The sequence below is a fragment of the Sphingobium sp. 15-1 genome (assembly GCF_013375535.1).
In the GTDB taxonomy this organism is placed as follows: domain Bacteria; phylum Pseudomonadota; class Alphaproteobacteria; order Sphingomonadales; family Sphingomonadaceae; genus Sphingobium; species Sphingobium aromaticivastans.
In genome coordinates this window covers 3,248,196-3,272,658 of sequence record NZ_JABXJG010000001.1, presented here as the reverse complement: position 1 = coordinate 3,272,658, position 24,463 = coordinate 3,248,196, and the positions used below count along the sequence as shown (strand labels likewise).

28 protein-coding genes are annotated in these 24,463 nt (G+C 65.4%); 10 read left to right on the top strand and 18 right to left on the bottom strand.

The features are described from left to right. Positions 1-26: 26 nt before the first annotated feature. Both HUK72_RS15665 and HUK72_RS15660 read right to left on the bottom strand, forming a co-directional pair. Positions 27-824, bottom strand: coding sequence for a kinase (locus HUK72_RS15665; RefSeq protein WP_176597542.1), 798 nt, complete (start codon positions 822-824; stop codon positions 27-29). A gap of 2 nt (positions 825-826) precedes the next feature. Continuing rightward, complete coding sequence (locus HUK72_RS15660) at positions 827-2,143, bottom strand: hemolysin family protein (RefSeq protein WP_176597541.1); 1,317 nt, start codon at positions 2,141-2,143, stop codon at positions 827-829. A gap of 154 nt (positions 2,144-2,297) precedes the next feature. Between HUK72_RS15660 and HUK72_RS15655 the strand changes: the two genes are divergently transcribed. After that, entirely contained in the window at positions 2,298-2,978 is a 681-nt protein-coding gene (locus tag HUK72_RS15655) for an OmpA family protein (RefSeq protein ID WP_087573308.1), read from the top strand. A 175-nt stretch (positions 2,979-3,153) separates the two neighbouring features. Here the strand turns inward: HUK72_RS15655 and HUK72_RS15650 are convergent, their stop codons facing one another. From HUK72_RS15650 to HUK72_RS15630, 5 genes are read right to left on the bottom strand one after another with little or no spacing between them, the layout of a single operon-like run. Beyond that, positions 3,154-3,771, bottom strand: a complete 618-nt coding sequence (locus HUK72_RS15650; protein ID WP_176597540.1) for a MarC family protein — start codon at positions 3,769-3,771, stop codon at positions 3,154-3,156. After that, on the bottom strand, positions 3,768-4,430 hold the full coding sequence (locus tag HUK72_RS15645; RefSeq protein ID WP_176597539.1) for a hypothetical protein: 663 nt from the start codon (positions 4,428-4,430) through the stop codon (positions 3,768-3,770). The genes HUK72_RS15650 and HUK72_RS15645 overlap by 4 nt, the downstream gene beginning before the upstream one ends. Beyond that, positions 4,427-5,320, bottom strand: a complete 894-nt coding sequence (folD, locus tag HUK72_RS15640) for a bifunctional methylenetetrahydrofolate dehydrogenase/methenyltetrahydrofolate cyclohydrolase FolD (RefSeq protein ID WP_176597538.1) — start codon at positions 5,318-5,320, stop codon at positions 4,427-4,429. The genes HUK72_RS15645 and folD overlap by 4 nt, the downstream gene beginning before the upstream one ends. Continuing rightward, positions 5,317-5,646: a DUF167 family protein gene (locus HUK72_RS15635; protein WP_176597537.1), complete on the bottom strand. Its 330-nt coding sequence runs from the start codon at positions 5,644-5,646 to the stop codon at positions 5,317-5,319. The genes folD and HUK72_RS15635 overlap by 4 nt, the downstream gene beginning before the upstream one ends. Beyond that, positions 5,643-5,933 (bottom strand): YggT family protein, encoded by a 291-nt coding sequence (locus HUK72_RS15630; protein WP_007688568.1) that lies wholly within the window; start codon positions 5,931-5,933, stop codon positions 5,643-5,645. The genes HUK72_RS15635 and HUK72_RS15630 overlap by 4 nt, the downstream gene beginning before the upstream one ends. Positions 5,934-6,038: 105 nt before the next feature. On the opposite strand from HUK72_RS15630, the gene HUK72_RS15625 reads away from it, so the two are divergent. Then, a complete protein-coding gene (locus HUK72_RS15625) occupies positions 6,039-6,605 on the top strand; it encodes a GNAT family N-acetyltransferase (RefSeq protein WP_255325745.1) in 567 nt (188 codons plus the stop codon). A 136-nt stretch (positions 6,606-6,741) separates the two neighbouring features. On the opposite strand, the gene argB is transcribed toward HUK72_RS15625, so the two are convergent. Further along, positions 6,742-7,659, bottom strand: a complete 918-nt coding sequence (argB, locus tag HUK72_RS15620; protein WP_176597536.1) for an acetylglutamate kinase — start codon at positions 7,657-7,659, stop codon at positions 6,742-6,744. Positions 7,660-7,684: 25 nt separating this feature from the next. Beyond that, a complete protein-coding gene (locus HUK72_RS15615; RefSeq protein WP_176597535.1) occupies positions 7,685-8,356 on the bottom strand; it encodes a queuosine precursor transporter in 672 nt (223 codons plus the stop codon). A gap of 272 nt (positions 8,357-8,628) precedes the next feature. Here HUK72_RS15615 and HUK72_RS15610 point away from each other — a divergent pair, with 272 nt between their 5' ends. The 3 genes from HUK72_RS15610 (at position 8,629) to HUK72_RS15600 (ending at position 11,327) form a co-directional block, all read left to right on the top strand. Continuing rightward, positions 8,629-9,636 carry a DNA topoisomerase IB gene (locus HUK72_RS15610; RefSeq protein ID WP_176597534.1) on the top strand — a complete coding sequence of 336 codons (1,008 nt, stop codon included), beginning with the start codon at positions 8,629-8,631 and terminating at the stop codon, positions 9,634-9,636. 24 nt (positions 9,637-9,660) lie between these two features. Further along, a complete protein-coding gene (locus HUK72_RS15605) occupies positions 9,661-10,836 on the top strand; it encodes a mechanosensitive ion channel family protein (protein ID WP_176597533.1) in 1,176 nt (391 codons plus the stop codon). Positions 10,837-10,940: 104 nt separating this feature from the next. Next, complete coding sequence (locus HUK72_RS15600; RefSeq protein ID WP_176597532.1) at positions 10,941-11,327, top strand: hypothetical protein; 387 nt, start codon at positions 10,941-10,943, stop codon at positions 11,325-11,327. Positions 11,328-11,390: 63 nt separating this feature from the next. On the opposite strand, the gene dgcA is transcribed toward HUK72_RS15600, so the two are convergent. Further along, a complete protein-coding gene (gene dgcA / locus HUK72_RS15595; protein ID WP_176597531.1) occupies positions 11,391-12,365 on the bottom strand; it encodes an N-acetyl-D-Glu racemase DgcA in 975 nt (324 codons plus the stop codon). Positions 12,366-12,460: 95 nt separating this feature from the next. Here dgcA and HUK72_RS15590 point away from each other — a divergent pair, with 95 nt between their 5' ends. From HUK72_RS15590 to HUK72_RS15585, 3 genes are all read left to right on the top strand, one after another. Then, entirely contained in the window at positions 12,461-13,492 is a 1,032-nt protein-coding gene (locus HUK72_RS15590; protein ID WP_336950494.1) for a class I SAM-dependent methyltransferase, read from the top strand. Next, a complete protein-coding gene (locus HUK72_RS27310) occupies positions 13,404-13,739 on the top strand; it encodes a hypothetical protein (RefSeq protein ID WP_255325744.1) in 336 nt (111 codons plus the stop codon). Before HUK72_RS15590 ends, HUK72_RS27310 begins: the two co-directional genes overlap by 89 nt. 92 nt (positions 13,740-13,831) lie before the next feature. Beyond that, a complete protein-coding gene (locus tag HUK72_RS15585) occupies positions 13,832-15,619 on the top strand; it encodes an ABC transporter transmembrane domain-containing protein (protein WP_176597530.1) in 1,788 nt (595 codons plus the stop codon). Positions 15,620-15,636: 17 nt separating this feature from the next. Here the strand turns inward: HUK72_RS15585 and gltX are convergent, their stop codons facing one another. Both gltX and HUK72_RS15575 read right to left on the bottom strand, forming a co-directional pair. Continuing rightward, the gene (gene gltX / locus HUK72_RS15580) at positions 15,637-16,965 is read right to left on the bottom strand and encodes a glutamate--tRNA ligase (protein ID WP_176597529.1); all 1,329 of its coding nucleotides are present in this window, start codon (positions 16,963-16,965) and stop codon (positions 15,637-15,639) included. Positions 16,966-16,970: 5 nt separating this feature from the next. Further along, positions 16,971-18,632, bottom strand: coding sequence for an NAD+ synthase (locus tag HUK72_RS15575; RefSeq protein WP_176597528.1), 1,662 nt, complete (start codon positions 18,630-18,632; stop codon positions 16,971-16,973). 118 nt (positions 18,633-18,750) lie between these two features. On the opposite strand from HUK72_RS15575, the gene HUK72_RS15570 reads away from it, so the two are divergent. Next, positions 18,751-19,686, top strand: a complete 936-nt coding sequence (locus tag HUK72_RS15570) for a ribose-phosphate pyrophosphokinase (protein ID WP_176597527.1) — start codon at positions 18,751-18,753, stop codon at positions 19,684-19,686. A 289-nt stretch (positions 19,687-19,975) separates the two neighbouring features. On the opposite strand, the gene HUK72_RS15565 is transcribed toward HUK72_RS15570, so the two are convergent. Together HUK72_RS15565 and HUK72_RS15560 are read right to left on the bottom strand one after the other, a co-directional pair. Further along, positions 19,976-20,212, bottom strand: a complete 237-nt coding sequence (locus tag HUK72_RS15565; protein ID WP_176597526.1) for a hypothetical protein — start codon at positions 20,210-20,212, stop codon at positions 19,976-19,978. A gap of 47 nt (positions 20,213-20,259) precedes the next feature. Beyond that, complete coding sequence (locus HUK72_RS15560; RefSeq protein WP_176597525.1) at positions 20,260-20,682, bottom strand: VOC family protein; 423 nt, start codon at positions 20,680-20,682, stop codon at positions 20,260-20,262. Positions 20,683-20,812: 130 nt separating this feature from the next. On the opposite strand from HUK72_RS15560, the gene hisN reads away from it, so the two are divergent. Next, positions 20,813-21,598: a histidinol-phosphatase gene (hisN, locus tag HUK72_RS15555; RefSeq protein ID WP_176597524.1), complete on the top strand. Its 786-nt coding sequence runs from the start codon at positions 20,813-20,815 to the stop codon at positions 21,596-21,598. Positions 21,599-21,875: 277 nt separating this feature from the next. Here hisN and HUK72_RS15550 read toward each other — a convergent pair whose 3' ends face one another. From HUK72_RS15550 to HUK72_RS15535, 4 genes are all read right to left on the bottom strand, one after another. Further along, positions 21,876-22,193: a PilZ domain-containing protein gene (locus HUK72_RS15550; RefSeq protein ID WP_176597523.1), complete on the bottom strand. Its 318-nt coding sequence runs from the start codon at positions 22,191-22,193 to the stop codon at positions 21,876-21,878. Between the two features lie 329 nt (positions 22,194-22,522). Beyond that, complete coding sequence (locus tag HUK72_RS15545; protein WP_066560011.1) at positions 22,523-22,945, bottom strand: biopolymer transporter ExbD; 423 nt, start codon at positions 22,943-22,945, stop codon at positions 22,523-22,525. A gap of 80 nt (positions 22,946-23,025) precedes the next feature. Then, the gene (locus HUK72_RS15540) at positions 23,026-23,514 is read right to left on the bottom strand and encodes a biopolymer transporter ExbD (RefSeq protein WP_176597522.1); all 489 of its coding nucleotides are present in this window, start codon (positions 23,512-23,514) and stop codon (positions 23,026-23,028) included. A 113-nt stretch (positions 23,515-23,627) separates the two neighbouring features. Further along, a complete protein-coding gene (locus tag HUK72_RS15535; protein WP_066560014.1) occupies positions 23,628-24,386 on the bottom strand; it encodes a MotA/TolQ/ExbB proton channel family protein in 759 nt (252 codons plus the stop codon). Positions 24,387-24,463: the final 77 nt, after the last annotated feature.

Here is a 24,463-nt window from a genome sequence, read left to right as displayed (position 1 = left end):
GAGAACAGCAGTGAGCGGGCCGCGCCTCACCGCATCCCAATCACCCGACGCGCCTCATCCAGCGCGATCGTCAGGTCGGCGCGTTCCGGCATCTCCTCCAGAATATGCCGGGTCAGCCGCTCATAATGCTGGATGAAGCGCGCCACCTCGGCATCCGACATGCCGCCCGCCGTCACCTTGCGCAGATCATGCTCCTGCTGCGTCCGCCAGCGCTGGACGATCTCGAAGCCCGGCGCGGCCAGCAGCACCAGCCGGTCCAGCCGCGCGAACAGCGCCTGATAATCCCCCGCCAGCGCCCGATTCACGAAAGCGCGCCAGACGCCGTCCGCATCCTCCTCCCGCTCCAGCGCATTGACCGGCTCCGCCAAGGCCGCCGCCTCCTGCGGCAACGCGCCGACGCACCAGCCCTCCAGCAGCAACAGCCGCGTGCCCGCCGCCGCCCTTTCCCATCGCGCCTCAGGCAAGCAATCGTCCGACGCCTTGTCGAAGCGCGGCAACAGGGCCGCCTCGCCCCGTTCCAACGCATCGATCACCCGCAGCCCCAGCGCCACGTCATGCGTCCCCGGCACGCCACGCGTGCGCAGCAGCGGATGGACCGAGCGCGCCAAGGCCTCCCGCTCCGCCCGGGTGCGGTACAGATCGTCGATGGAGAGAATCGCCGCCGGAACCCCGTCGCTTTCCAGCCGCTGCCGCAATCCCGCCGCGAGGGTCGACTTGCCGCTGCCCTGCGCCCCGCACAACCCGATCACCAGCAGCCGGTCGCCATGCCGCGCCAGCGCCCGCCGCACCAGTCCATCGACCGCGTCGAGCGCTTGCCCCGCCATCGCTAACGCGCCGCGATCAGCAGCTTGTCGATCTTGCGCCCGTCCATATCCACAATCTCGAATCGCCAGCCCTGATCGTCGATGAAATCGCCCACTTCGGGCAAGCGCTTGAGCAGCCACAGCGCATGGCCCGCGACCGTCGCATAATCCCGATCATCCGGCAGGTCGATGCCAATCCGCTCGGCCAGCAGATCGACCGCCATCTGGCCCGACACCAAAAGGCTGCCATCCTCTCGCTCGACCAGATCGGGTTCATCCTCGCTGCCCAGATCGGACACGAAATGGCCGGCAATGGCGGACAGCAGGTCGGCGGGCGTCGCAATCCCTTCGAAATGCCCATATTCGTCATGCACCATGACCATCGGCACCTCGGCGCGGCGCAGCACTTCAAGAGCGTCCATGGCGTCGACCTGATCGGGCACGATCTCCACCTTGCGCATCAGCGTTTCCAGGTTCAGCCCTTCGCCCCGGAACAGCGCCGTCATGATGTCGCGCGCCTGCACGACGCCAATGATGTCCTCCACCGTGCCCCGCCCCACCGGCAGTCGTGTGTGCGGCGTATCGAGCAGCTTGGCGCGAATCGCAGCCTCATCGGCGTGGATGTCGATCCAGTCGACATCCATGCGCTGCGTCATCACCTCGCGCACCGGGCGGTCGGCCAGACGCACGACGCCGGAAATGATGGCGCGCTCGCTTTCCTCGATCACGCCGGACTTGCTCGCTTCGGCCACGATCAGATGCAGTTCCTCCGCCGTCACATGATGTTCCGATTCGCGGGTCATTCTGAGCAGGCGGAAGATCAGCGCGCTCGACCTGTCCAGCAGCCAGACGATGGGAGCGGTGATCCGCGCGAGCCACAGCATCGGCGCCGCCATCACCACGGCAATCGGTTCCGGCGCGCGCAGGGCGAACTGCTTGGGCACCAGCTCACCGATAATCAGCGAGGCATAGGTGGTGAGCCCGATCACCAGCGCGAAGCCGATATTTTCCGAGACATTGGCCGACAGGCCCAGCACCTGCAACCGCTCGCCCGTCGGTCCGCCCAGGCTGGAGCCCGAATAGGCGCCCGCGACAATGCCGATCAGCGTGATGCCGATCTGAACGGTGGAGAGGAACTTGCCCGGATCGGCCTGCGCCGCGAGGGCGGAGCGCGCGCCGCGCCGTCCCGCTTTCTCCATCGCCTGAAGGCGCGGCTTGCGGGCGGACACGATAGCCAGTTCCGACATGGCGAAAACGCCATTCAGCGCGACAAGCGCCAGAATGATGACGAGGTCGACCCAGGGAAAGGGCGTCGGAGCGTGCGGGGGGATATTGGCCATGGCGGTCAAGGGCCACCTATAACCTTGATTCTTACAATTTCACAACCGTTCCATCAGCCGCAGTTCAGTTCGCTTGTGGAACAAATGCTCCGTCTCGACCATTGGGGATGCATCCGTCGCTCGTCGGACGCACAAAAAAAGGGAATTGAAATCCATGCGGAATTTTCATCGCATCATCGGCGCGGCCAGCCTGGCCGCCATGCTGGCCACCACCGCCTGCACCACCGATCCCAACACCGGCAACCGCACCATTTCCAAGGCCGCGATCGGCGGCATCGGCGGCGCGCTGGGCGGCTATCTGCTGGGCGATCTGGTCGGTGGGCGGCATGACCGCACCGAAAAGATATTGGGCGCGGGCATCGGCGCGGTCGCGGGCGCGGGCATCGGCGCCTATATGGACGCGCAGGAAAAGAAATTGCGGGAAGAAACCGCCGGCAGCGGCGTGGACGTGATCCGCGATGGCGACAATCTGGTGCTGCGCATGCCGTCGGGCATCACCTTCGCCACCGACAGCTCCGCCGTGCAGCCGCAGTTCCAGCCGACGCTGAACGATGTGTCCTCTGTGCTGGCGCAATATCCCAAGACCTATATCGACGTGTACGGCCACACCGACAGCGACGGCACGGACGCCTATAACCAGAGCCTGTCGGAACGGCGCGCTCAGGCTGTGGGCGATTATCTGACGAGCCATGGCGTTCAGTCGGCCCGTATCGCGACGCGCGGCTTTGGCGAGACCCAGCCGATCGCCTCCAACGCGACGGCGGAAGGCAAGGCGTCGAACCGCCGGGTCGAAATCAAGATCGCTCCGGTGACGGAACAGGACGTGCGGAGCTGAGGCGGAAATTGGCAAAGGACGGACATGAGGCGCGCCGTGTTCCTGCGAAGGCAGGAACCCAGTTCCCCCCTCAGTGAATCACCGCGACAAAGGAACTGGGCTCCTGCCTTCGCAGGAGCACGGTGTATTCCAGGAAAGCGACTGTCCGCCCTCCACCCAAAGCGGCCAACCCAGCCTAAAAACTCGCCTTCAGCCCGTCGATCACGAACTGCGCGGCCAGCGCAGCCAGCAATACACCCAGCAGCCGGGTGATCACCGCCTCGATCTTGGCGCCCAGCAGCGCCATGATCGGCCCGGCCGCCAGCAGCGACCCCAGCATCAGCACCAGCGTCACCACCACCGCGCCGATCACGACCAGCCGCTCGCTGATCCCCTCCGCGCGCGACATCAGCAGCATGACCGTGGCGATCGATCCCGGCCCAGCGATCATCGGCATCGCCATGGGAAAGACCGACACATCTTCGACCTCTGGCGTTTCCGCGATCTTCTGCGCCCGGTCCTCACGCCGCTGGGTGCGCTTTTCGAACACCATGTCCATGGCGATGATGAACAGCATGATGCCGCCCGCGATGCGGAAGCTGTCCAGTTCGATCCCCAGCACGCCCAGCAACTGCTTGCCCCAGAGCGCGAACAGCAGGAGGATGCCCGCCGCGATCCCCACGGCGCGGATCGCCATGCTGCGACGCTGCGCGTGGCTCGCGCCGGTGGTGAGGCTGGCATAGATCGGCGCGCAACCGGGCGGATCGATCACCACGAACAGGGTGACGAAGGCGGAGATGAACAGTTCCGTCATCCGCCCGCCGCCACCTTGTCATCGATCACGGTCTCGTAATCCGAACCGTTCCACATGCGCACGGTCACGCGGCGGCTGCCGTCGGTCGCGACGTCGGCGCTCCAGGTCAGGCTTTCATCCCTGGGCATGGGCGGCGTTTCGCCCTTGCCGGGTTTACCGCGCGGCGGAGCCTCCTCCCCGCCAGGACCGCGCCGCTTGCAGGTCGCGACCTTGCCGGTCAGGAATTCCGGCGCGTCACGGGCGACGGCGAGTTTGTCGCCATGGTCCAGTATCCACTTCCAGTCGCCCTTCTTGTCGCGCTGCCAGAGCGTGGTGAAATAGCCGACCGACCCGTCCGGCCGCTTCCAGTTGCCGGTGCTGGCGGCCAGATTGCCGTCGCAGGACACGATGATGGCCGACGGCGTCCAGCTCACCGAAGCGGGCGGATCGGCGCGGCCCTTCAGCCACTGCTTCGCCAGCACCCGCTGCGGCGTGAACATCACCGCCTCGTCCGCCGCCGTCTCGCGGAACGCAGTCCATTGCCCCTTTTGCTGCGCCAGCCGGTTGAAGGCCAGTTCGGCGGCGAAGACGGAACTCGGATCAGGCTGATAGCGCATCGGCGGGCGCGCGCCCGCCAAGGCCAGAAGAGTCAGGACAAGAAACGCGGAGCGCGCCTTCACAGCCCCTCCGGTTTCGCCAGCCCGGCCCGCGCATGCGCCGCCACCAGCGTATTGCGCAGCAGCACGGCGATGGTCATCGGCCCGACCCCGCCCGGAACCGGGGTGATGGCGCGGACATGGGCCAGCGCCTCCGCCGTGGCGACGTCGCCTACGATGCGGCTCTTGCCGTCCTCCGTATCGGTGACGCGGTTGATGCCGACGTCGATCACGGTCGCGCCGGGCTTGATCCATTCGCCCTTCACCATCTCGGCCCGGCCCACCGCCGCGACCACGATGTCGGCGCGGTGCACGACCGAGGCCAGATCGCGGGTGCGGCTATGCGCGATGGTCACGGTGCAATTTTCCGCCAGCAGCAATTGCGCCATCGGCTTACCGACGATGTTGGAGCGACCGACAACGACCGCCTCCATGCCGGACAGATCGCCCAGCTCATCCTTCAGCAGCATGATGCAGCCCAGCGGCGTGCAGGGGACCAACGCCTCCTGCCCCGTCGCCAGCAGGCCCGAATTGACGACGTGGAAGCCGTCGACATCCTTGGCCGGATCGATCGCGCCGATCACCGAGGCTTCATTGATATGCGCGGGCAGCGGCAACTGGACGAGGATGCCGTCGACCCGCTCGTCGGCGTTCAGCTCCTCGACCAGATCGAGCAGCTCTTCCTCGCCTATGGAGGCGGGCAGCTTGAACTCCATGCTCTCCATGCCGACGGCTACGGTCATCTTGCCCTTGTTGCGGACATAGACAGAACTGGCCGGGTCTTCGCCCACCAGCACCACGGCCAGCCCCGGCTTGCGCCCCGTCTTCGCGACGAAAGCGGTGACCCCCTCCCCGACCTTGCCGCGGAGCGTTTCGGCAAACGCCTTGCCGTCAATGATCTTGCCGATGGTCATGATGGTTCACCCTGTTCTTCGATAATGGCGGAGAGCCGGCGACTGGCCAACGCTTCACCGCCTCCCTTGATCCGCAGCCGCTTTAGCCGGTTGGTGTCGCCCGATTCCAGCGAAATCGCGCTGCGCGGCCAATCCAGCCGCTTGGCCAGCAGGGCGATCAGCGCGGCATTGGCCTTTCCCTTTTCCGGCACGGCGCGGACGCGGGCGCTCAGCCATTCTACGCCCTTTTCGTCCGTCCAGACGCCGCCAATCTGCTCCTTCGTCGCGCCCGGCGTCAACCGGATGCTCAGCAGCAGATCATCGCCATCCGGCCAGAAGACCGTCACACCAGCCCGAAGAGCGGCGGCAATATGGCCTGACGGATGATGAGAATGCCCAGCAGCACGACCATGGGCGACAGGTCGAGCGCGCCCAGATCGGGCAGCACCCGGCGGATCGGATTGTAGATCGGCGCCGTCATCCGATCCAGCGCGACCATCACCGTACGCACGAAGTCATTGGAAAGATTGACGACATTGAAGGCGATCAGCCAACTCATAATGGCCTGAATGATGATGATCCACCACAGCACATCGAGCAGGATGACGATGATCTGATAGAGGGCGTAGGCCATGCGATCTCCGAATTGACAGGCCATTGCTCTAGCCGAGGGGACGCCCGCGCCACAAGCATCCAAGCGGATTATTCCACCAAATGCAGGGCTTATTCTGCCAGCGGCATGGATTCCAGGGAGCCGCCGCTATACCGCCATGGCATGGACTTTCACGACGCCACCCCGAAGGACGCCCCGCTGATCGCCGCCATCCATGCGGAAAGCTGGCGCAGCGCCTATGCCCATTTGATGGACCCCGCCTATCTCGCGAGCGGGATAGAGGCGGAGCGGCTGGACCACTGGACGCAGCGGCTGGCGGAGCCTTCACCTACGCAGCGGATCATCATCGCGAAAAGGGAGGGGCAGCCGATCGGCTTCACCTGCCTGATCGGCGCCGATCATCCGCGCTGGGGCACGCTGGTCGACAATCTCCACGCCTTGCCCGCCGCCAAGGGCAAGGGGTTGGGCAGCGCGCTCTTGGCCGAGGCGGCGCGCTGGTCGCTGGAGAAGTTTCCGGAAAGCGGCCTTTATCTCTGGTGCTATACCGACAATCATGCGGCGCGGGGCTTCTACGCGCATCGCGGCGGACTGGTCGTGGAAAATACGGAAAAGGCCAGTCCCGATGGCCGCATCCTGCCGGAACAGCGCTATCATTGGGCTAATCCGGCGGTGCTCCTTAAAACGCAGTCATGACGTGCTCCTGCGAAGGCAGGAGCCCAGTCCTGCCGTTCGAGTGACTAATAGCCGCCTGAACTGGGCTCTCATGAGCCACTCGTCTCATTCGAGTGCCTTCGCAGGAGCACATCACTTCAAACCTCAGCTCGCCCCATCACCGGCGCACTAAAGTGCCCGCGCCCCGATCGGTGAAGATTTCCAGCAGCATCGCATGCGGCACCCGCCCGTCGAGGATGACGGCGGCGTCCACCCCGCCCTCGACCGCGCGGACGCAGGTTTCCAGCTTGGGGATCATGCCGCCGCTGATCGTCCCGTCAGCCTCCAGCCCCCGGATCGTTTCGGGATCGAGGTCGGTCATCAACTGCCCCTGCTTGTCCAGCACCCCCGCCACGTCGGTCAGCAGGAAGAAGCGCGACGCGCCCAGTTCCGCTGCAATCGCGCCCGCCATGGTGTCGGCGTTGACATTATAGGTATGGCCGTCCGCGCCGATGCCCACCGGCGCGACCACGGGAATGATGCCGTCCCGCGACAGCGTGTCGAGGATGCTGCGGTCGACCTTCACCGGATCACCGACGAAGCCCAGATCGACATTGCGCTCTATGCCCGAATTGGGGTCCGCCTCCCGTTTGCCCAGCACCTTTTCGCACAGAACCAGGCCGCCATCTTTGCCCGAAATGCCGACAGCCCGGCCGCCCGCGCCGGCAATCCAGCCGACGATTTCCTTGTTGATGGAACCGGCCAGCACCATTTCGGCAATCTGCGCGGTTTCCTTGTCGGTGACGCGCAGCCCGCCCACAAACTGCGATTCGACGCCCAGCTTCTTGAGCATCGCGCCGATCTGCGGCCCGCCGCCATGGACGACCACGACATTGATGCCGACCGCCTTCATCAGCACGACATCTTCCGCGAAATCGCGCGCCGCCTCGGGATCGCCCATGGCGTGGCCGCCATATTTCACGACGAAGGTCTTGCCCGCATATCGCTGCATATAGGGCAATGCTTCGACGAGGGTTTCGGCCTTGGCGAGGAGCGCCGGATCGGGGGCGTGCTTGCTGTTCATGCGCGGGCGCATAGGGCCAATGGCGCGCTACCGCAAGTTACCGATCCAATCGCCGCCCGAACGCCACCAATCCATAGATGACCGGCGGCACCAATATGGCCGATAGCGTGACCTTCGCCAGCATCTGGCCCAGCAGCAGTTCCCCGATCGGGAAGACGCCGTAAAAGGCGATGGACACGAACAGCAGCGTGTCCGCGATCTGCGACAGGATGCTCGCCACCGCGGCGCGCAGCCAGAGCAGGCGGCTGCCCTCCTGTCCCTTGAGCGCGGCGAACAGGGTGACGTTCAGCGTTTGCGAAATGCCATAGGCGATGATCCCGCCCAGCCAGATGCGCGGCGTGCCGCCCATCATCAGCGCGAAGGCGTCGCGCCGCGCCGGGTCCATGTCGCTCGCCGCGGGCACCGCCAGCACGACGATCGACAACAATATGGAGGCGATCAGCGGCAGGAAGCCCACCTGCACCAGTCGGTTGGCGACCGCACGGCCATGTAGTTCCGCGACGGCGCTGGAAATCGTCACCAGCAGCAGGAACGCGAAAATCCCCGCCTCCACCGCCAGCGGGCCAAGCCCGAACCACGGCCCGATGGCGGAGAGCGGCCCCAACGTGACCTGCTTGTTCCCCAGCACGCCCGCAATGCAGACCATGCCGCCATAAAAGATCGAAAAGACGAAAAGCGAACGCGCGATCGGCGCGGGTTGGGAAGCCATGGCCGGGACTTATCGGGATTTCATCGGAGTGGGAAGGGATTAGGCGGGGGTGAGGGGTTTGGGCCAGGACCGAACTTTAGGCGCGCCGTGTTCCTGCGAAGGCAGGAACCCAGTCCCGCCCTTAGTGTATCATCGCACCGTTGGAACTGGGCTCCTGCCTGCGCAGGAGCAGGTTTCACCCTAGGACGAACTCAATGTCCGGTCCCCCCACCGATTCCTTCCCCTAAAGCGGCTTGCGGAACGAAGCGAGGGAAGGCGGGTTGAAGAAAATCATGCCGCCACATTCCGTCGTCCATGCCAATGACAGCCTGCCCGGCATCACGCGCCGGGCCTTGAAAAGAGGATGGGCCTATTTTGACGCCAGCGGCGCGCGAATCACCGATCGGGAGGAGATCGACCGGCTGAACGCCATCGCCATGCCGCCCGCCTATCGCGATTGCTGGTTTTGCCCCAGGCCCGACGGGCATATCCAGGCGACCGGCTATGACGACCGGGGCCGCAAGCAATATCGCTACCACCTCGATTTCCGCGCTGCGCGGGAGGCGGAGAAATATGCCGGCTGCCCCGCCTTCGGCCGCGCCCTGCCCAGGCTGCGCGCCCGGATCGAGGCGGACCTGTCGAAGCGCGGCTTGCGCAAGGAAAAGACGCTGGCCGCCGTGGTGCGCCTGCTCGATCTGGCCAAGGTCCGCATCGGCAATGAGCAATATGCCGCCGCCAACAAGAGCTTCGGCGCGACCACGCTGCGCCGCCGCCATGTCGATCTGCGCGGCCAGGCGCTGCGCCTGCGGTATCGCGCCAAATCCGGGCGCGAACATGAATTGACGATCACCGACCGCCGCCTCGTCCGTTTCGTCCGCGCCGTGCAGGATCTGCCGGGGCAGCATCTGTTCCAATATCTGGATGAGGAAGGCGTCGCCCGCCCGATCACCTCCAGCGACGTCAACGCCTATATAGCCGAAGCCATGGGCGGCGATTTCACCGCCAAGCATTTCCGCACCTGGGGCGCCTCCGTCATCGCCTTCGAGGCGTTGGCGACGGAAAGCCTCTCGCTCAAGCAGATGATCGCGCCGGTCGCGGCGGCGCTGGGCAACACCCCCGCGATCAGCCGCAAAAGCTATATCCACCCCGCATTGATCGAGCTTTGCCGCAACGGACAGGATGAATGGCGCGAAGGGCTTCGCCTGCCGCGCGCAACCCGCTATCTTTCCCGTTACGAACGCGGATTGATCGCCCTGTTGGAGAGTCTGGACACCGTTTCCGCGCTCCCGCTGGCGGCCTGACGCAGCACGGTTTCAAGGATATTCATGGCCAAGAAAGACCCCGTCGCCCTTCCCGAGATCGATGTCCGTCCGCCCAATCTGACCGAGATGTGGCAGTCGACGATCCACTGGTTCTCGCTCCACTATCTCCAGATCCTGATCGCCGTCGGCGCGGCGGTGGTCATCTACACGCTCCTGGCGGCATTGCGCAGCGTCGGCGGGCGGTTGAGGGGGGCGCCCGGCGACACGCTGGGCTTCGCCAATGTCGCGGGGCGCGCCTTTGCCCGCACCACTCATTTCTTCATGGGCGTGGTCGCGGCCCGGCTGGTGGTCGGCTATGCCAATCCGCCGCAGATGGTGCTGAAGACCGTCGTCTTCCTCTTCACCATCGCCGCGGTCTTCCAATGCGCCATCTGGGCGCGGGAGATCATATTGGGGCTGGTCGAGCGGCGCACCTCCGCCGACGAAAGCCAGAGCCTGGCCAACGCCATGGGCCTGATCCGGGTGCTGGTGACGTTCGCGCTGTTCGCCATCGCGCTGATCGTCGTGCTGGACAATCTGGGGGTCAACGTCACCGGCCTGGTGGCGGGCCTGGGCATCGGCGGCATCGCCATCGGCCTGGCGGCGCAGGGCATTTTTTCCGACCTGTTCGCGGCGCTGTCCATCATCTTCGACAAGCCCTTCCGCCAGGGCGAGGTCATCACCTATGACCAGACGACTGCGCGGGTCGAGCATATCGGCCTGAAAAGCACGCATCTGCGCGCCATGAGCGGCGAGAAGAAGGTCATCTCCAACGCCAATCTGCTGCAGAAGGAGATCACCAGCCTCCAGATGCTGGCCCAGCGCCGCGTGACCTTCGCCATCGGCATCATCTACCAGACGCCGGAGGACAAGGCCGACGCGATCCCGGCGATGCTGAAGGAGATTGTGGAGGCGGAGGGGCATATCTTCGTCAATGCAGGGCTGGTGAGCTTCGGGGCCAGCTCGCTCGACTATCAGCTCAATTTCGACGTTCCCGATCCCGATACGCACGATTATTTCCAGTCCCGGCACAAGGTCGGCCTCGCCATCTGGAAGCGCTTCAACGCGGAGGGGATCGAATTCGCCTATCCGACGCAGACCAGCTTCACCGCCGCGCCGGACGGGCGGGCGATCATGCCCTATCCGGAGGTGCAGCCAGCGGTGCGGGGCGACCGGCAGGAGGGAATAGCGAAGGCCTGACTCGCCTGACCGCATATCGGACTCGGCCCGTCATGCTCGTGCTTGCCCGATGCGGCGGCGGGAGTCAGGCCCGTCCGATCATGAACGGACATTTCGGAATTACCATGAAACCGACCTATTTGCTGGCCGCCGCAGCGCTGGCCTTCGCTCCCGCCGCCCATGCCGAGGGAATTGGGGCCGAGCTGAATTATGGGCGCGCCGATGGACATTGGGGCACGGAGATCGGGGCGGGTTATGCGATGGACATTGCCGGCTTCAGCCTGACGCCGGGTGGCGGCGTCTATCTGCGCGACGGCGATGCGAAGCTCTATGGGCGGGTGGAGGCGAGCTATAGCCTGCCCGCCTTCGCCACCATCGGCGCGGGGGTGCGCTTTAGCGGCGACAACACGCGGCCCTATGCGACGCTCGCCATGCCGCTGATCCCCAAGCTGCGGGCCAAGGCCAATGTCGGGCCGAAATATTATGCGGTGGGGCTGACGCTGGGTTATTGAGTGTCGCCTCCCTCTCCCAACCCGTCATGCTGAACTTGTTCAGCATGACGGGTTGGGAGAGCGCTAGCCCAAGCCCCAAAGCCTGCCAGGCCTCAGCAGCCCATCGCGCAGCTCCAGCCCGCCATCCCGGTCCTTCGCCAGCAGCAGCGCGCCATCCAGATCGATCCAGTCCGCCCCCTGCGCCACCAGCGCGGCCGGAGCGATGCCCAGCGAGGTTCCCAGCATGCAGCCGACCATCACGCGGAACCCCCGCGCCCTCGCCTCCCGCGACAGGGCCAGCGCCTCGGTCAGTCCGCCCGCCTTGTCGAGCTTGATGTTCACCGCGTCGAAATCCCCCAGCCGGTCGAGATCGGCGCGCGTATGACAGCTCTCGTCGGCGCAGAGCGGCAACGGCGACCTGATCCCCGCCAGCCGCTCTTCCCTGCCGTGGAAGACCGGCTGCTCGACCATCTCCACGCCCAGTTCCGCCAAGGCCTGCGCCTCCGCCACAATGTCCAGATCATGCCAGCTCTCATTGGCGTCGACGATCAGCCGCACGTCCGGCGCACCCGCCCGCACCACCGCGATCCGCGCCCGGTCGCCCTCCCCGGTCAGCTTGCATTTGAGCAGGCCGAAGCCCCGCCCCGCCGCCGCCCGCGCATCCGCCTCCATCTTGTCCGGATCGCCCAGGCTGATGGTGAAGGCGGTCGGCAGGGGCTTGGGCTCCTCCAGCCCCGCGAGCTTCCACACCGGCACCCCGGCGCGCTTCGCCTCCAGGTCCCAGAGCGCGCAGTCCAGCGCGTTGCGGGCGGCCCCACGCGGCATCGCCTCCAGCAGCGCCTCCCGCTCCAGCGGCCCGGCATAGGCGTTGATCGCCGCCGCGCAGCCTTCCGCCGTCTCGCCCTCATAATAGATCGCCGTGCCCTCCCCCCGGCCGGCATGCACGCCATCGCCCACGGTGCAGACCACGACATCCACCGACGTCTTCGCGCCCCGGCTGATGATGAAGGCCCCCGCGACCGGCCAGCGTTCAACAGTCGCGGATATGATGCGTGTCATCGGCGTTCCCTATGCTGGCGATATACGGGTCTATGCGAACGGGCTATCCCGCCGCATAACCAGTCTCAACCCGCAGATAAAGGATAGGCGTAGCCGTGACCTCCAGAGAATTGACCGGTTTCCTGTCCCTTAGCGACGCCGATGCGCTGGCGGCCCAGCGCCGCCTGACGGATATGGCATGGCGCATCGGCTTCGGCGCGATCACCTGGCCCTGGCTGCTGGCCAGCCTGTCGGGCGGGCGCAAGGCGGACAAGCGCGCCCTGCTGGACGAGCTTGGCCTGCCCCATGACGCCCTGCCGCATCTGGGGAGCTGGAAGGCCGATGTCGGCTTCCTGCGCCATATCGTGCGGGAAATCGCTCAGCTGCGGCCCGCCCATGTGGTGGAACTGGGGGCGGGCGCCTCCACGCTGATCGCCGCGCGCGCTTTGGCGCTGCATGGCGGGGGGCGGCTGACCAGCTTCGACCAGCATGACGGCTTCGTGCAGGCGACCCGCAACTGGCTGGCCGACCATGGGCTGACGGCCGATCTGCGCCATGCGCCGCTGGTTGCGGAGAGCCAGGACTGGCCGGGCCGCTGGTATGACATAGACAGCCTGCCCGACAGCATCGACCTGCTGATCATCGACGGGCCGCCCTGGGCGGTGCACCCGCTGGTGCGCGGCGCGGCGGACAGCCTGTTTGCGCGCCTGTCTCCGGGCGCGGTCGTGTTGCTGGACGACGCGGCCCGCCCCGGCGAGCGGATCGTCGCCCGGCGCTGGCGCAAGCGCTGGCCGCATATCGATTTCCGCCTGAAGCATGACGGGACGAAGGGCACGCTGGTGGGCCGCCGCCGCGACACATCGATCCCCGTCGCCAACGACAATGATCATGGCCGGGCATGGCGCCATCTCGGCCAGGCAGCGGGCATCGCCGCGCTGGTCGCCGCCGGCTGGATCGCGCGCGGCGAGCTGGGCGAATTTCCGCAGGCGGCGCAGGCCACCACGTTCCTGGACGAAGCGGCCGCGTCCCACCGCACCGGGCTGCTGCATGGCGTCGCAGGTGGAAAGCGCCACGCTCAACCCCGGCGAGATACAGCGTTCGACCGGCATTGTCCTGCCGCCGCTGCCGGCCCAATGGCGCGTCCATGACGTGCAGCTTTACCCGACGCCTGACAGCCCGGCGGTCGCGGTGTCGATCACCACGCCGGAGGGGGAGCAGCTCTCCTTCTTCGCGGACCGGGCCGAAACCCCGGCGGAGGCGCGCCCGCTGCTCGCCCGGCGCGCCGATGACGTGATCGCCTATTGGGAGGCGGGCGACATGGCCTATGCCCTGACCGGCCGCGCCGGGCCGCAGCGCATCATGGCGCTGGCGGCGGAGATCGCGCCCGCCGGTTGACGCGATCCGGGTGGGACCGGATTATATGACACCGAGATTTCGGCGTCGTGCAATGTTCCATTTCTCGCGAAATCCCTTTAGAGCCCGGCGCCATGGAGGATGTGGAACAACCATCGCCGCGCGACAGCGCGCGCCCCGCACTTGGTAGCCTGGCGATGATCTGGCGTTTCGCCAGCCGCTATCCGGGCCGCATCGCAGGGGCGATGGCCGCCCTGATCGTCTCGTCCGCCGCGACGCTGGCGATCCCCAGCGGTTTCCGGCTGGTCATCGACCGGGGCTTCATGGGCGGCGGGGACATCAGCCGCTGGTTCGAATATCTTTTCCTGATCGTGGTGATCCTGGCCCTGGCCACAGCCGCCCGCTTCTATTTCGTGTCCTGGCTGGGGGAGCGCGTCGTCGCGGACATCCGGTCGGCCACCCAGGCCAATCTGCTGCGGCAGGAACCCCGCTTCTTCGAGGAAAACCGCCCCTCCGAAATCGCCTCGCGCATGACCGCCGACACGGCGATCATCGACCAGGTTGTCGGCTCTACCGTGTCGATCGCGCTGCGCAATCTGGTGACGGGCACCGGCGGGCTCATTTATCTCTTCGCGCTGGCGCCCAAGCTCGCGGGCCTGCTGCTGCTCGGCATTCCCGTCATATTGGTCGCGATCATCGGCCTGGGCCGCCGCGTGCGCGCCCTGTCGCGGGCAAGCCAAGACCGGCTGGCCGATGTCGGCAGCGTCACGTCCGAAACGCTGGGCGCGATGAAGATCGTCCAAGCGTTCGGCCAGGAAGGCCGGGAGGCGGCGCGGTTCGACACCACCGTCGAGGCGGGCTTTATGACAGCAAGGCGGCGGATCGCCCTGCGCGCCGCCATGACGGCGATCGTCATCGCACTGGTCTTCGGATCGATCACGGCAGTCATGTGGCAGGGCGCGCTGGATGTCGCCGCCGGGCGGCTGTCGGGCGGCAGCATCGCCGCCTTCGTCCTGACCGGCGGTCTCGTCGCGGGCGCGTTCGGCGCGCTGTCCGAAACCTGGGGCGACCTGCTGCGGGGCGCGGGGGCAGCCGGACGGTTGCATGAACTGATGATCGCGACGCCGCAGATCATGGCTCCGCCCCGCCCCGTTCCCGTGCCGCGGACCGAGCATGGCGCGCATCTCCAGTTCGAGGATGTGCATTTCCGCTATCCCACCCGGCCCGATCAGGCGGCCCTACACGGCATTTCGATCGACATCGCGCCGGGCGAGACCGTCGCCATCGTCGGCCCGTCCGGCGCGGGCAAATCGACGCTCATCCAGTTGGCACTGCGCTTCTACGATCCCGATTCAGGCGTGATCCGCCTGAACGGCGTGCCTTTGCCCCAGGCCGATCCGGCGGCGGTGCGGGACATGATGGCGATGGTGCCGCAGGAAAGCATCATCTTCGCCGCATCGGCGCGGGACAATCTGCGCTACGGGCGATGGGACGCCAGCGACGAACAGATCTGGGCGGCGGCCCGCGCCGCCAATGCGGAAGCTTTTCTGCGCACCCTTCCACAAGGCCTCGACAGCTTCCTGGGCGAAGGCGGCGCCCGGCTTTCAGGCGGCCAGCGCCAGCGCCTGTCGATCGCCCGCGCCCTGCTGCGCGATGCGCCGATCCTGCTGCTGGACGAAGCGACCTCCGCGCTGGACGCCGAATCGGAACGGCTGGTGCAGGATGCCTTGGCGCGGCTGATGCAGGGCCGCACCACCATCGTCATCGCCCATCGCCTGGCGACGGTCAGGGCGGCGGACCGCATCCTCGTGCTGGATGAGGGGCGGTTGGTCGAACAGGGCGACCATGCCACGCTGATGCAGCGGAAGGGCCTTTATGCCCGGCTCGCCAACCTCCAGTTCCAGGATGCGCCCGCGAGCTGATCGCGGCGGGCGGCCCGTCAGGATTTCAGGCGGCTGAGCGCCTCGTCCTTGCCGATCAGCGGCAGCATCTGGCCCATGTCAGGGCCGTGATCCATGCCCGTCAGTGCGCGGCGCAAGGGAAGGAACAGCGCCTTGCCCTTGCGGCCGGTTTCGGCCTTCAGCGCTTCGGTGAGGGTGCGCCAGACGGCGGCGTCGAAGGCCGCTTCCCGCAGGGTGTCGTGCGCCAGGGCGAGGAAGTCGCGATCTTCTTCCCCGGGCGCCGGAGCGTCGATCGGCCCGGTGACGATCCGCCACCAGTCGGCCGCGCCCGCGACGGTCTCCAAATTGGGGCGGATGGCGTCCCAGGCGGCTTCGTCCATGCCTTCGGGCAAGCGGTTCGATACCGCGCCATAGGGCAGCAGATGGACGATCTTCTGGTTGAGCGTCGCCAGTTCCGCCTCGTCGAAACGGGCGGGCGCGCGGCCGAAATGCGCGAAGTCGAAACTGTCGATCAGCGGCCGGACGTCCGCGAAAGGCTCGACCGGCATGGAGCTGCCTAGGCGGGCGAGCAGCGAGGCGATGGCCATGGGTTCCAGGCCGGCTTCGCGGAAATGCGCGACGCCGAGCGAGCCGAGGCGCTTGGAAAGCTTGCCCTCGCTGCCGGTCAGCAGGGCTTCATGGGCGAAGTGAGGGAGTTCAGCGCCAAGGGCGGTGAACATCTGGATCTGGGTCGCGGTGTTGGACACATGGTCCTCGCCGCGCAACACATGGGTGACGCCCATGGCGATGTCGTCGATCACCGAGGGCAGCATGTAGAGCCAGCTCCCGTCAGCGCGGCGGATCACCGGGTCGGAGAGGAGCTTCGGGTCGAAGCGCTGCTCGCCGCGGATAAGGTCGGTCCAGGCGATGGGCTGGTCATGATCGAGCCTGAAGCGCCAATGGGGCCGGCGGCCTTCGGCTTCGTGGGACGCGATCTGATCCGGGGTCAGCGATAGGGCGGCGCGGTCGTAGACCGGCGGCAGGCCGCGACCGAGCAGGACCTTGCGGCGCAGGTCCAGTTCCTGGCTCGTTTCATAGGCCGGGTAGACATGGCCCGAGGCTTTGAGCGCTTCGAATTTTTCTTCATAGAGGGCGAAGCGGTCGGACTGCTTCTCCTCGCCATCCCAATGGAGGCCCAGCCATTGCAGGTCGGCCTTGATGCCTTCCGCATATTCGGGGCGCGAGCGTTCGAGATCGGTGTCGTCGAGGCGCAGCAGGAACTGGCCGCCGCTCTTCCTCGCCCACAGCCAGTTGTGGAGCGCGGCGCGGATATTGCCGACATGGAGGTTGCCGGTGGGCGACGGGGCAAAGCGGGTGATGACGGTCATGGCTTTTACAGCGTGCGGAAGGCGTTGGTGATCGGATAACGACGATCGCGGCCGAAATTGCGTGATCCCAGCTTCACGCCCGGAGGCGACTGGCGGCGCTTATATTCGGCCACATAGAGCAAGCGCTCGATGCGGGCGACGATGTCCTTGTCGAAGCCGCGGGCGACCAGTTGCTCGACCGACAATTCCTCTTCCACCAGGCCGTAGAGGATCGGGTCCAGCACCTCATAGGGGGGCAGGCTGTCCTCATCCTTCTGATTGTCGCGCAGTTCGGCGCTGGGCGGCTTGGTGATGACGCGCTCGGGCATGACCGGGCCTTTGGGGCCGAAAACTTCGCCCAGCGACGGCACATTCTCGTTCCGCCAGCGGCAAAGGTCGAAGACGGTGGTCTTGTAGGCGTCCTTCAGCACCGAATAGCCGCCCGCCATGTCGCCATAGATGGTGGCATAACCCACCGACATCTCGCTCTTGTTACCGGTGGTGAGCAGCATATGGCCGAACTTGTTGGACAAGCCCATCAACGTCACGCCCCGGATGCGGGACTGGATATTCTCTTCGGTCAGGTCGCGCTGACGGCCGGCGAAGACGTTGGCCAGCATGGAATCGAAGGCTTCGACCGCCGGTTCGATCGGGATGCTGTCGTAGCGGACGCCCAGCAGCCGGGCGCATTCGATGGCGTCATCCAGGCTTTCCTGGCTTGTGAAGCGCGAAGGCATCATCACGCACCAGACCCGTTCAGCGCCCAGCGCATCGACGGCGACGGCGGCGGAAAGGGCGGAGTCGATGCCGCCCGACAGGCCCAGCACCACGCCGGGAAAGCGGTTCTTGTTCACATAGTCGCGCAGGCCAAGGACCATGGCGTTGTAGATGTCGGCCGGGCGCTCATCCAGGACATGCTTGTCGCCAGGGAGGCAGACCCACTGGCCTTCCCATTTTTCCCAGCTTGTGAGGACGAGGGATTCTTCCCAGTCGGGAAGTTGCTGGGCAAGGCTCAAATCGCCGTTCATCACGAAGGAGGCGCCGTCGAACACCAGTTCGTCCTGCCCCCCGACGCGGTTGAGATAGATGAGCGGCAGGCCGGTTTCGTGGACGCGGGTGCCGGCCACAGCGTTGATGCGGCGATCGTCCTTGTCGACTTCGAACGGGGAGCCATTGGGGCTGATCAGGATTTCGGCGCCCTCCGCCTGCAGATGGGCGGTGACGAAGGGGAACCATATATCTTCGCAGATGGGCACGCCGATCTTGACGCCCCGGAAGTCGATCGGCGCGGGCAGCGGGCCGGGGGCGAAGAGCCGCTTTTCGTCGAATGTCCCATAATTGGGCAGCTCGCGCTTCTGGCGGATGGCGGTGACGGCGCCATCTTCCAGCAGGGCGACGACGTTGAAGAGGACGCCCTGGGAGGCGACGACGGTACCCACCAGCATGGCAGGGCCGCCGTCCGCCGTCGCCTGAGCCAAACGATCCAGCTCATGATTGGCGCGGTCGACCAACGCGGGCTTCAACACCAAGTCCTCGGGCGGATAGCCGATCAGTTGCAGCTCGGGATAGACGATCAGGTCGGCATCCATCGCCCGGGCGCGCCATTCCAGCATCGCATCGGCATTGGCGGTGAGGTCGCCCACCGACTGCGTCATCTGGGCAAGGGCTATCACGAGTTTGTCGGTCATGCGCGCGGCCCTAAAGCATTTTCTCCCAAGGCGCAAAAGCGCCTTTTCAGGAGGGGCCTCCACCGCTAAAGGGGCCGCGTTCTCGCCATCGTCATCAATTCGTCACGGGGGTTTGGCCATGAAGCTCATGACCGGCAATTCCAACAAGCCGCTCGCGGCCGCCATCGCGGACTATATCGAAATCCCCCTGACCGACGCGAGCGTCCGCCGCTTCGCGGACGAGGAAGTTTTCGTGGAAATTCATGAGAATGTCCGCGGCGAAGACGTGTTCGTGCTGCAATCGACCAGCTATCCGACGAACGACAATCTGATGGAATTGCTGATCATGATCGATGCGCTCAAGCGCGCGTCGGCCAAGCGAATCACGGCGGTCGTCCCCTATTTCGGCTATGCCCGGCAGGACCGGAAGCCCGGCCCCCGCACCCCGATCTCGGCCAAGCTGGTGGCGAACCTGATCACCACGGCGGGCGCCAACCGCGTGCTGTCGGTCGACTTGCACGCCGGGCAGATTCAGGGTTTCTTCGACATCCCGACCGACAATCTGTTCGGCGCGCCGGTCATGTCGGCGGATATCCAGGCGCGCTTTGGCGATCGCAACCTGATGGTCGTGTCGCCCGACGTCGGCGGCGTGGTTCGTGCGCGGGCGCTTGCCAAGCGGCTCGACAACGCGCCGCTCGCTATCGTCGACAAGCGCCGCGAGCGGGCGGGCGAATCGGAAGTCATGAACATCATCGGTGACGTGAAGGGCCGCTTCTGCGTGCTGATCGACGATATCGTCGATTCGGCGGGCACGCTCTGCAACGCCGCCGCCGCGCTGAAGGCGGCAGGCGCCGAGGAGGTGGCCGCCTATGTCAGCCATGGCGTGCTGTCGGGCGGTGCCGTGGCGCGCGTCGAAGCGTCGGAGCTCAAGGAACTGGTCATCACCGATTCGATCCAGGGCACCGACGCGGTGAACGGCGCGAAAAGCATCCGCCACCTGCCCATCGCGCCCCTGCTGGGCGAAGCGATCAAGCGCATCGCGGACGAAAGCTCGGTTTCCAGCCTGTTCGACTGACGCTTTTGCATTTCGGATCGGAGAGCGCCGCCGATGGAAGCATCGGCGGCGTTTTTGGTTGAGGCGGGAGAGGTCGGGTGTGGTTTGATCGCATACTCCGCCCGGTTCGAATGGGCGGTGAGCATCCCGTTTAAATGCACCGATCCGCTCATGGCGGGACTGGGCTCTCATGAGCCACTCGTCTCATTCGAGTGCCTTCGCAGGAGCACCTAACTCTTCCAAACGGCGGTAAATGGGCCAAATTTCGGTCAGAATATTGCTATAATGAAGTCGGACGGCGCGACTTTCGTCAAGCCATTGGCAGCACGACCAGCGGCACGCACAGGAACAGGATCAGCGCCGCGACGATGCGCGATCCCCGCGAAATGCCCAGCGGCTTTTCCCGCCAGATCATGGGGCACCCCAGCAGCGCGAGCAGGATCAGCATGTTGGACAGCATCCCCGATCCGCCAATGGGCATGTCCTGCCGAAGCGCCAGCGCGCCGAACAGGGCGATGAAACTCAATAGCCAGCCGACCAATGCCACGCGAATCTCCCTCGTCCTCACCAGTAAACGGCGGAAGTGACCGAAACTTAAACCTTCCAGGGATCGTAGGTGCCAAAGCTCCAGACATGGCCTTCGGGGTCGAGCGCCTCATAGCCGCGGCCGGGATAGCCGATATTGTCATGCGGTTCCTGGACCACGACCGCCCCTTCGTTGCGCGCGTGGAGGCAATGGGCGTCGGCGTCGGGCACGACGACATAGAGGCAGGCGGTAACGCCGCCCAATGCCCTTGGCGTGGTCCAGCTATAGAGCGACTCCCCTTCCCCGTCGCGGGCGCTGCCCAGCATCACCATGCCCTCGCCCAGCACCAGTTCGGCATGGTGGACGATAAGGGGGTCCGCCTCATCCTCGTAGCAGGCGCGCACTTCGAAGCCAAAGGCCTGGCAGAGAAATCGGATGGCGGCTGGCGCATCGGCGTAGCGCAGGCCTGGGATGACGGGTGAACCGGGCATCTCGTCCCTCCTGATGCTTCTGTTCCCGCGTTCCGCGAGTCCTCTGTCGTTCGAACCGGCTTCAGAATGCCGCGGGAATCGGGGAGGCTTAGCCTAGCCTTTCAGTTCCATTATCGCTAGGCGAAGGAATATGACGACCCGCGATGATCTGGCGCTTGCCAACCGCCTTGCCGATGCAGCCGGCGCGGCGATCCGCCCCTTTTTCCGTGCGCGCTACGACATGGAGTTCAAATCCGACAAATCGCCCGTGACCGAGGCCGACCGCGCCGCCGAAGCCGCGATCCGCGCGATATTGGAGAAGGAGCGGCCGCACGACGGCATCATCGGGGAGGAATATGGCGCGACGCGGGAAGATGCGGAGCGGGTGTGGATTCTCGACCCGATCGACGGGACGCGCAGCTTCATCGCCGGGCGGCCGATCTTCGGGACGCTGGTGGCGCTGACGCAGGCGGGATGGCCGACCATCGGCATCATCGACCAGCCGATCGCCGGCGAACGCTGGGCCGGGATGATGGGACAGCCGACCACCTTCAACGGCAAGCCGGTGACCAGCCGGGCCTGCCGCGATCTGGATCAGGCGATCCTGGCCTCCACCGCGCCGCAGCTTTTCCCCGGCTGCACGGGGGAGCATTTCTCGCGGCTGGCGGGGCAGTGCCGGGACACGGTCTGGGGTGGCGATTGCTATAATTATGGACTGGTCGCTTCAGGCCATGTCGATGTCGTGGTTGAAGCGGGGTTGAAGCTGCACGACCTGGCGGCATTGGTCCCGGTGGTCGAGGGCGCAGGCGGGCGCATGTGCGATTGGGCGGGCGATCCGCTGACCCATGACAGCGACGGGCGGGTGATCGCGCTGGGCGATCCGGCGCGGCTGGACGATGTGCTGGAGGCGTTGGCTGAAGGACATGACGGGCATTAGAGGCTGGTGCGTACAATCGGGATCGACCCCGCCCTGGTCGGGCTGAGCCCTGCGACGGACTCAGGGCGAACGGATAATAAACGCATGCAGGAGCTTGGCTTTCCGATCAGGCCCTGGGCATAGAACGCGCTGCGTTAAATCTGACGCAGGTCGCGCACTCTAGTTTTTTGTTATCGCATCGCTTTTGCGGAAAACCGCTGTGATTGTGCGATCAAGGCCAATGGCTGAAAACTTAGCCATTGCGCCGCCGTCTTCGGACGCTCCGTCATGAAGGCGCCTACTGGCTGATTTTGACGATATGATCGAGAATGGCCGGATGCAGCGGCCGCTCGAAAACGCAGCCGGACTCATGGGACCGGCTCCACAATACGCGGGCGCGACGGCCTTCGAAACCGGGCAGCATGATCCACAGATCATCGTCCGCCGTCAGCTTCATGAAGCTTTTCAGACGGAAGCCGACTTCCGAAACGTCGGTGATGTAGCTTTTGAACCAGGTTTCGCCGGGCCGGCGGACCCGAACGCCAATCACGATCGCGCGGCGGTCCGCCAGACGATTATTGCCGCGATACGGGTTTGTCTGAACTGTAGCGCCCATGATCCAATGCCGATTTGACCTTCGCCATCATCGCCCGTCACGGTGAAGAAAGCATTAATCCGGACCAGCCCGAGCATAAAATAAGGGGCCGCCGAAGCAGCCCCCCGTTCAAGTCAGCGCATCTCAAGGCCGATTGCGTCACCCCAGCCCGCGCCCGGAAACGGGAAGTCGAACATTCCCGGCCAGACGGCGGCGGCGTATTCGATCCTTGGGAACCCGTCAGCGTCCGATGATCCATCAGACGCCGACGGCCTGTTCCCGTCCGATGCGCATGCCCTTTTTCCGAACCGGGGCCGGCATTGCCCGCCGGAACCCGGTCCCGATGACCTTTAGAACTTGCCGTACTGTTCGTTGCCGACGAAGCCCAGCTTCGTCACGCCAGCACGCTTGATCTCCGCCAGCACCTGGTCGACCACGACATAGCGGGTCGCCGCGTTGGGCTGGAACTGCAGTTCCGGTTCGACCGGCAACCGCAGCGACTGCTGCAGATACTGACGCAGGGTCAGCAGGTCGATGGCCGAACCGTTCCAGGTGATGATGCCGCTGGGATCGATAGCCACCTTGTTCTTGACAGGGTCGATGACGCTGTCGGTCGGCGGCGCGTTCTGCGGCAGGTCGATCTTGACCGCGTGGGTCTGGATCGGGATGGTGATGATGAACATGATGAGAAGAACGAGCATGACGTCGATCAACGGCGTCGTGTTCATTTCCACCATCGGTTCGCCATCGTCTCTTCCGGCACTCATTGCCATGGCGATACTCCTAGAGCATTTTCAAGAATGGCCGCCTGACGGCCATTCGGTTCGAAAATGCCTCAACAAAGAACATTAACTTAAAGCCGGCGGGTCGTCGTGCCCGGTTCGGGCTCGGAGATGAAGCCGACCTTCGGGAAACCGGCGCGCTGCATCGTGTAGATGGTGCCGCCGATGCACCGATAGGGGACGTTGATGTCGCCGCGGATATGCACTTCGGGCAGATCCTCGGGCGTCATATTTTCAACGCCGCCCGCCTTCTTGATGTCCGCTTCCAGCTTCGCGACCGCGCGGTCGAGCAGCTCGTCGGAGGACACCCGAGTCAGGTTCCAGTAGACCGCACAGCTACCATCGGAAGCCTGCGTGATCGACAGGGAGACGTTTTCCGGTTTCGTCGTCGTCGGCTCGAACGCGACCTTGGGAAGCTGTAGCTGAACCGTCTGGACGACGACCGGGACCGCGATGAGGAAGATGATGAGCAACACCAGCATGACGTCGACGAGCGGCGTCGTGTTGATGTCGGACATCGGCTTGTCTTCACCGCCGTCAGAGCCAACACTCATTGCCATTGATTATTTCCTAACATGCTTGTCGAGGGCGCCCCGGCATTTCGGGACCCACGTCCGATAAGGGGACCAGGCGTCGCAGCCGCCGCCGGCCCCCTTGCCGGCATCTCAGCCTATCAGGCCTTGGTCGGGGCAGCGGCGGGCTTGGCGGCCGCGGCGGCCGGGGCAGCGGCGATCGCGGGCTTCACGGCGCCGTTCGACACCAGATAGGCCAGCAGGTCGACGGTGAAGCCGGCGAGCTGCTCGGAGATCGACTTGTTGCGGCGCTGCAGGAAGTTGTAGGCGAGCACCGCGGGAACGGCCACGGCCAGACCCAGGGCGGTCATGATCAGAGCTTCACCGACCGGGCCGGCGACGGCGTCGATCGAGGCCTGACCGGCGGCGCCGATCTTGATTAGAGCGCGGTAGATGCCGATAACCGTACCGAACAGACCGATGAACGGCGAGGTCGAACCGACGGTCGCGAGGAACGCCAGGCCACCGTTCAGCTTCGAGTTGATCGCGGCTTCCGAACGCGCCAGCGAGCCGTGCAGCCAGTCATGCGCTTCGACCGGGTCGGTCAGCTTGGTGTGTTCTTCCTGGGCCTTGATGCCGTCGTCGACGATCTGCTTGTAGGCCGAATTCTTTTCGAGCTTGGCGGTGCCTTCCTTCAGCGAAGCGGCGCGCCAGAAGGTCGCACGAACCTTTTTGCCCTGGTTGATCACCTTCTGCTGTTCGATCAGCTTGGTGAACAGGATGTAGAAGGTACCGACCGACATACCGCAAAGGATGATGAAAACGGTCCAGGCGATGGTGCCGCCCTGCTGGAGCGCTTCCATCAGGCCGTACGGGTTCTCCGACTTCGGCGCGGCGGCCGCTGCGATAGACATCAACATGTTCAAGACTTCCCTCTCAAAGGATCAATAACAAGGGGCAGGCGGCGTCCCGTCATCAGGAGGCGCGCGCCTGCCCT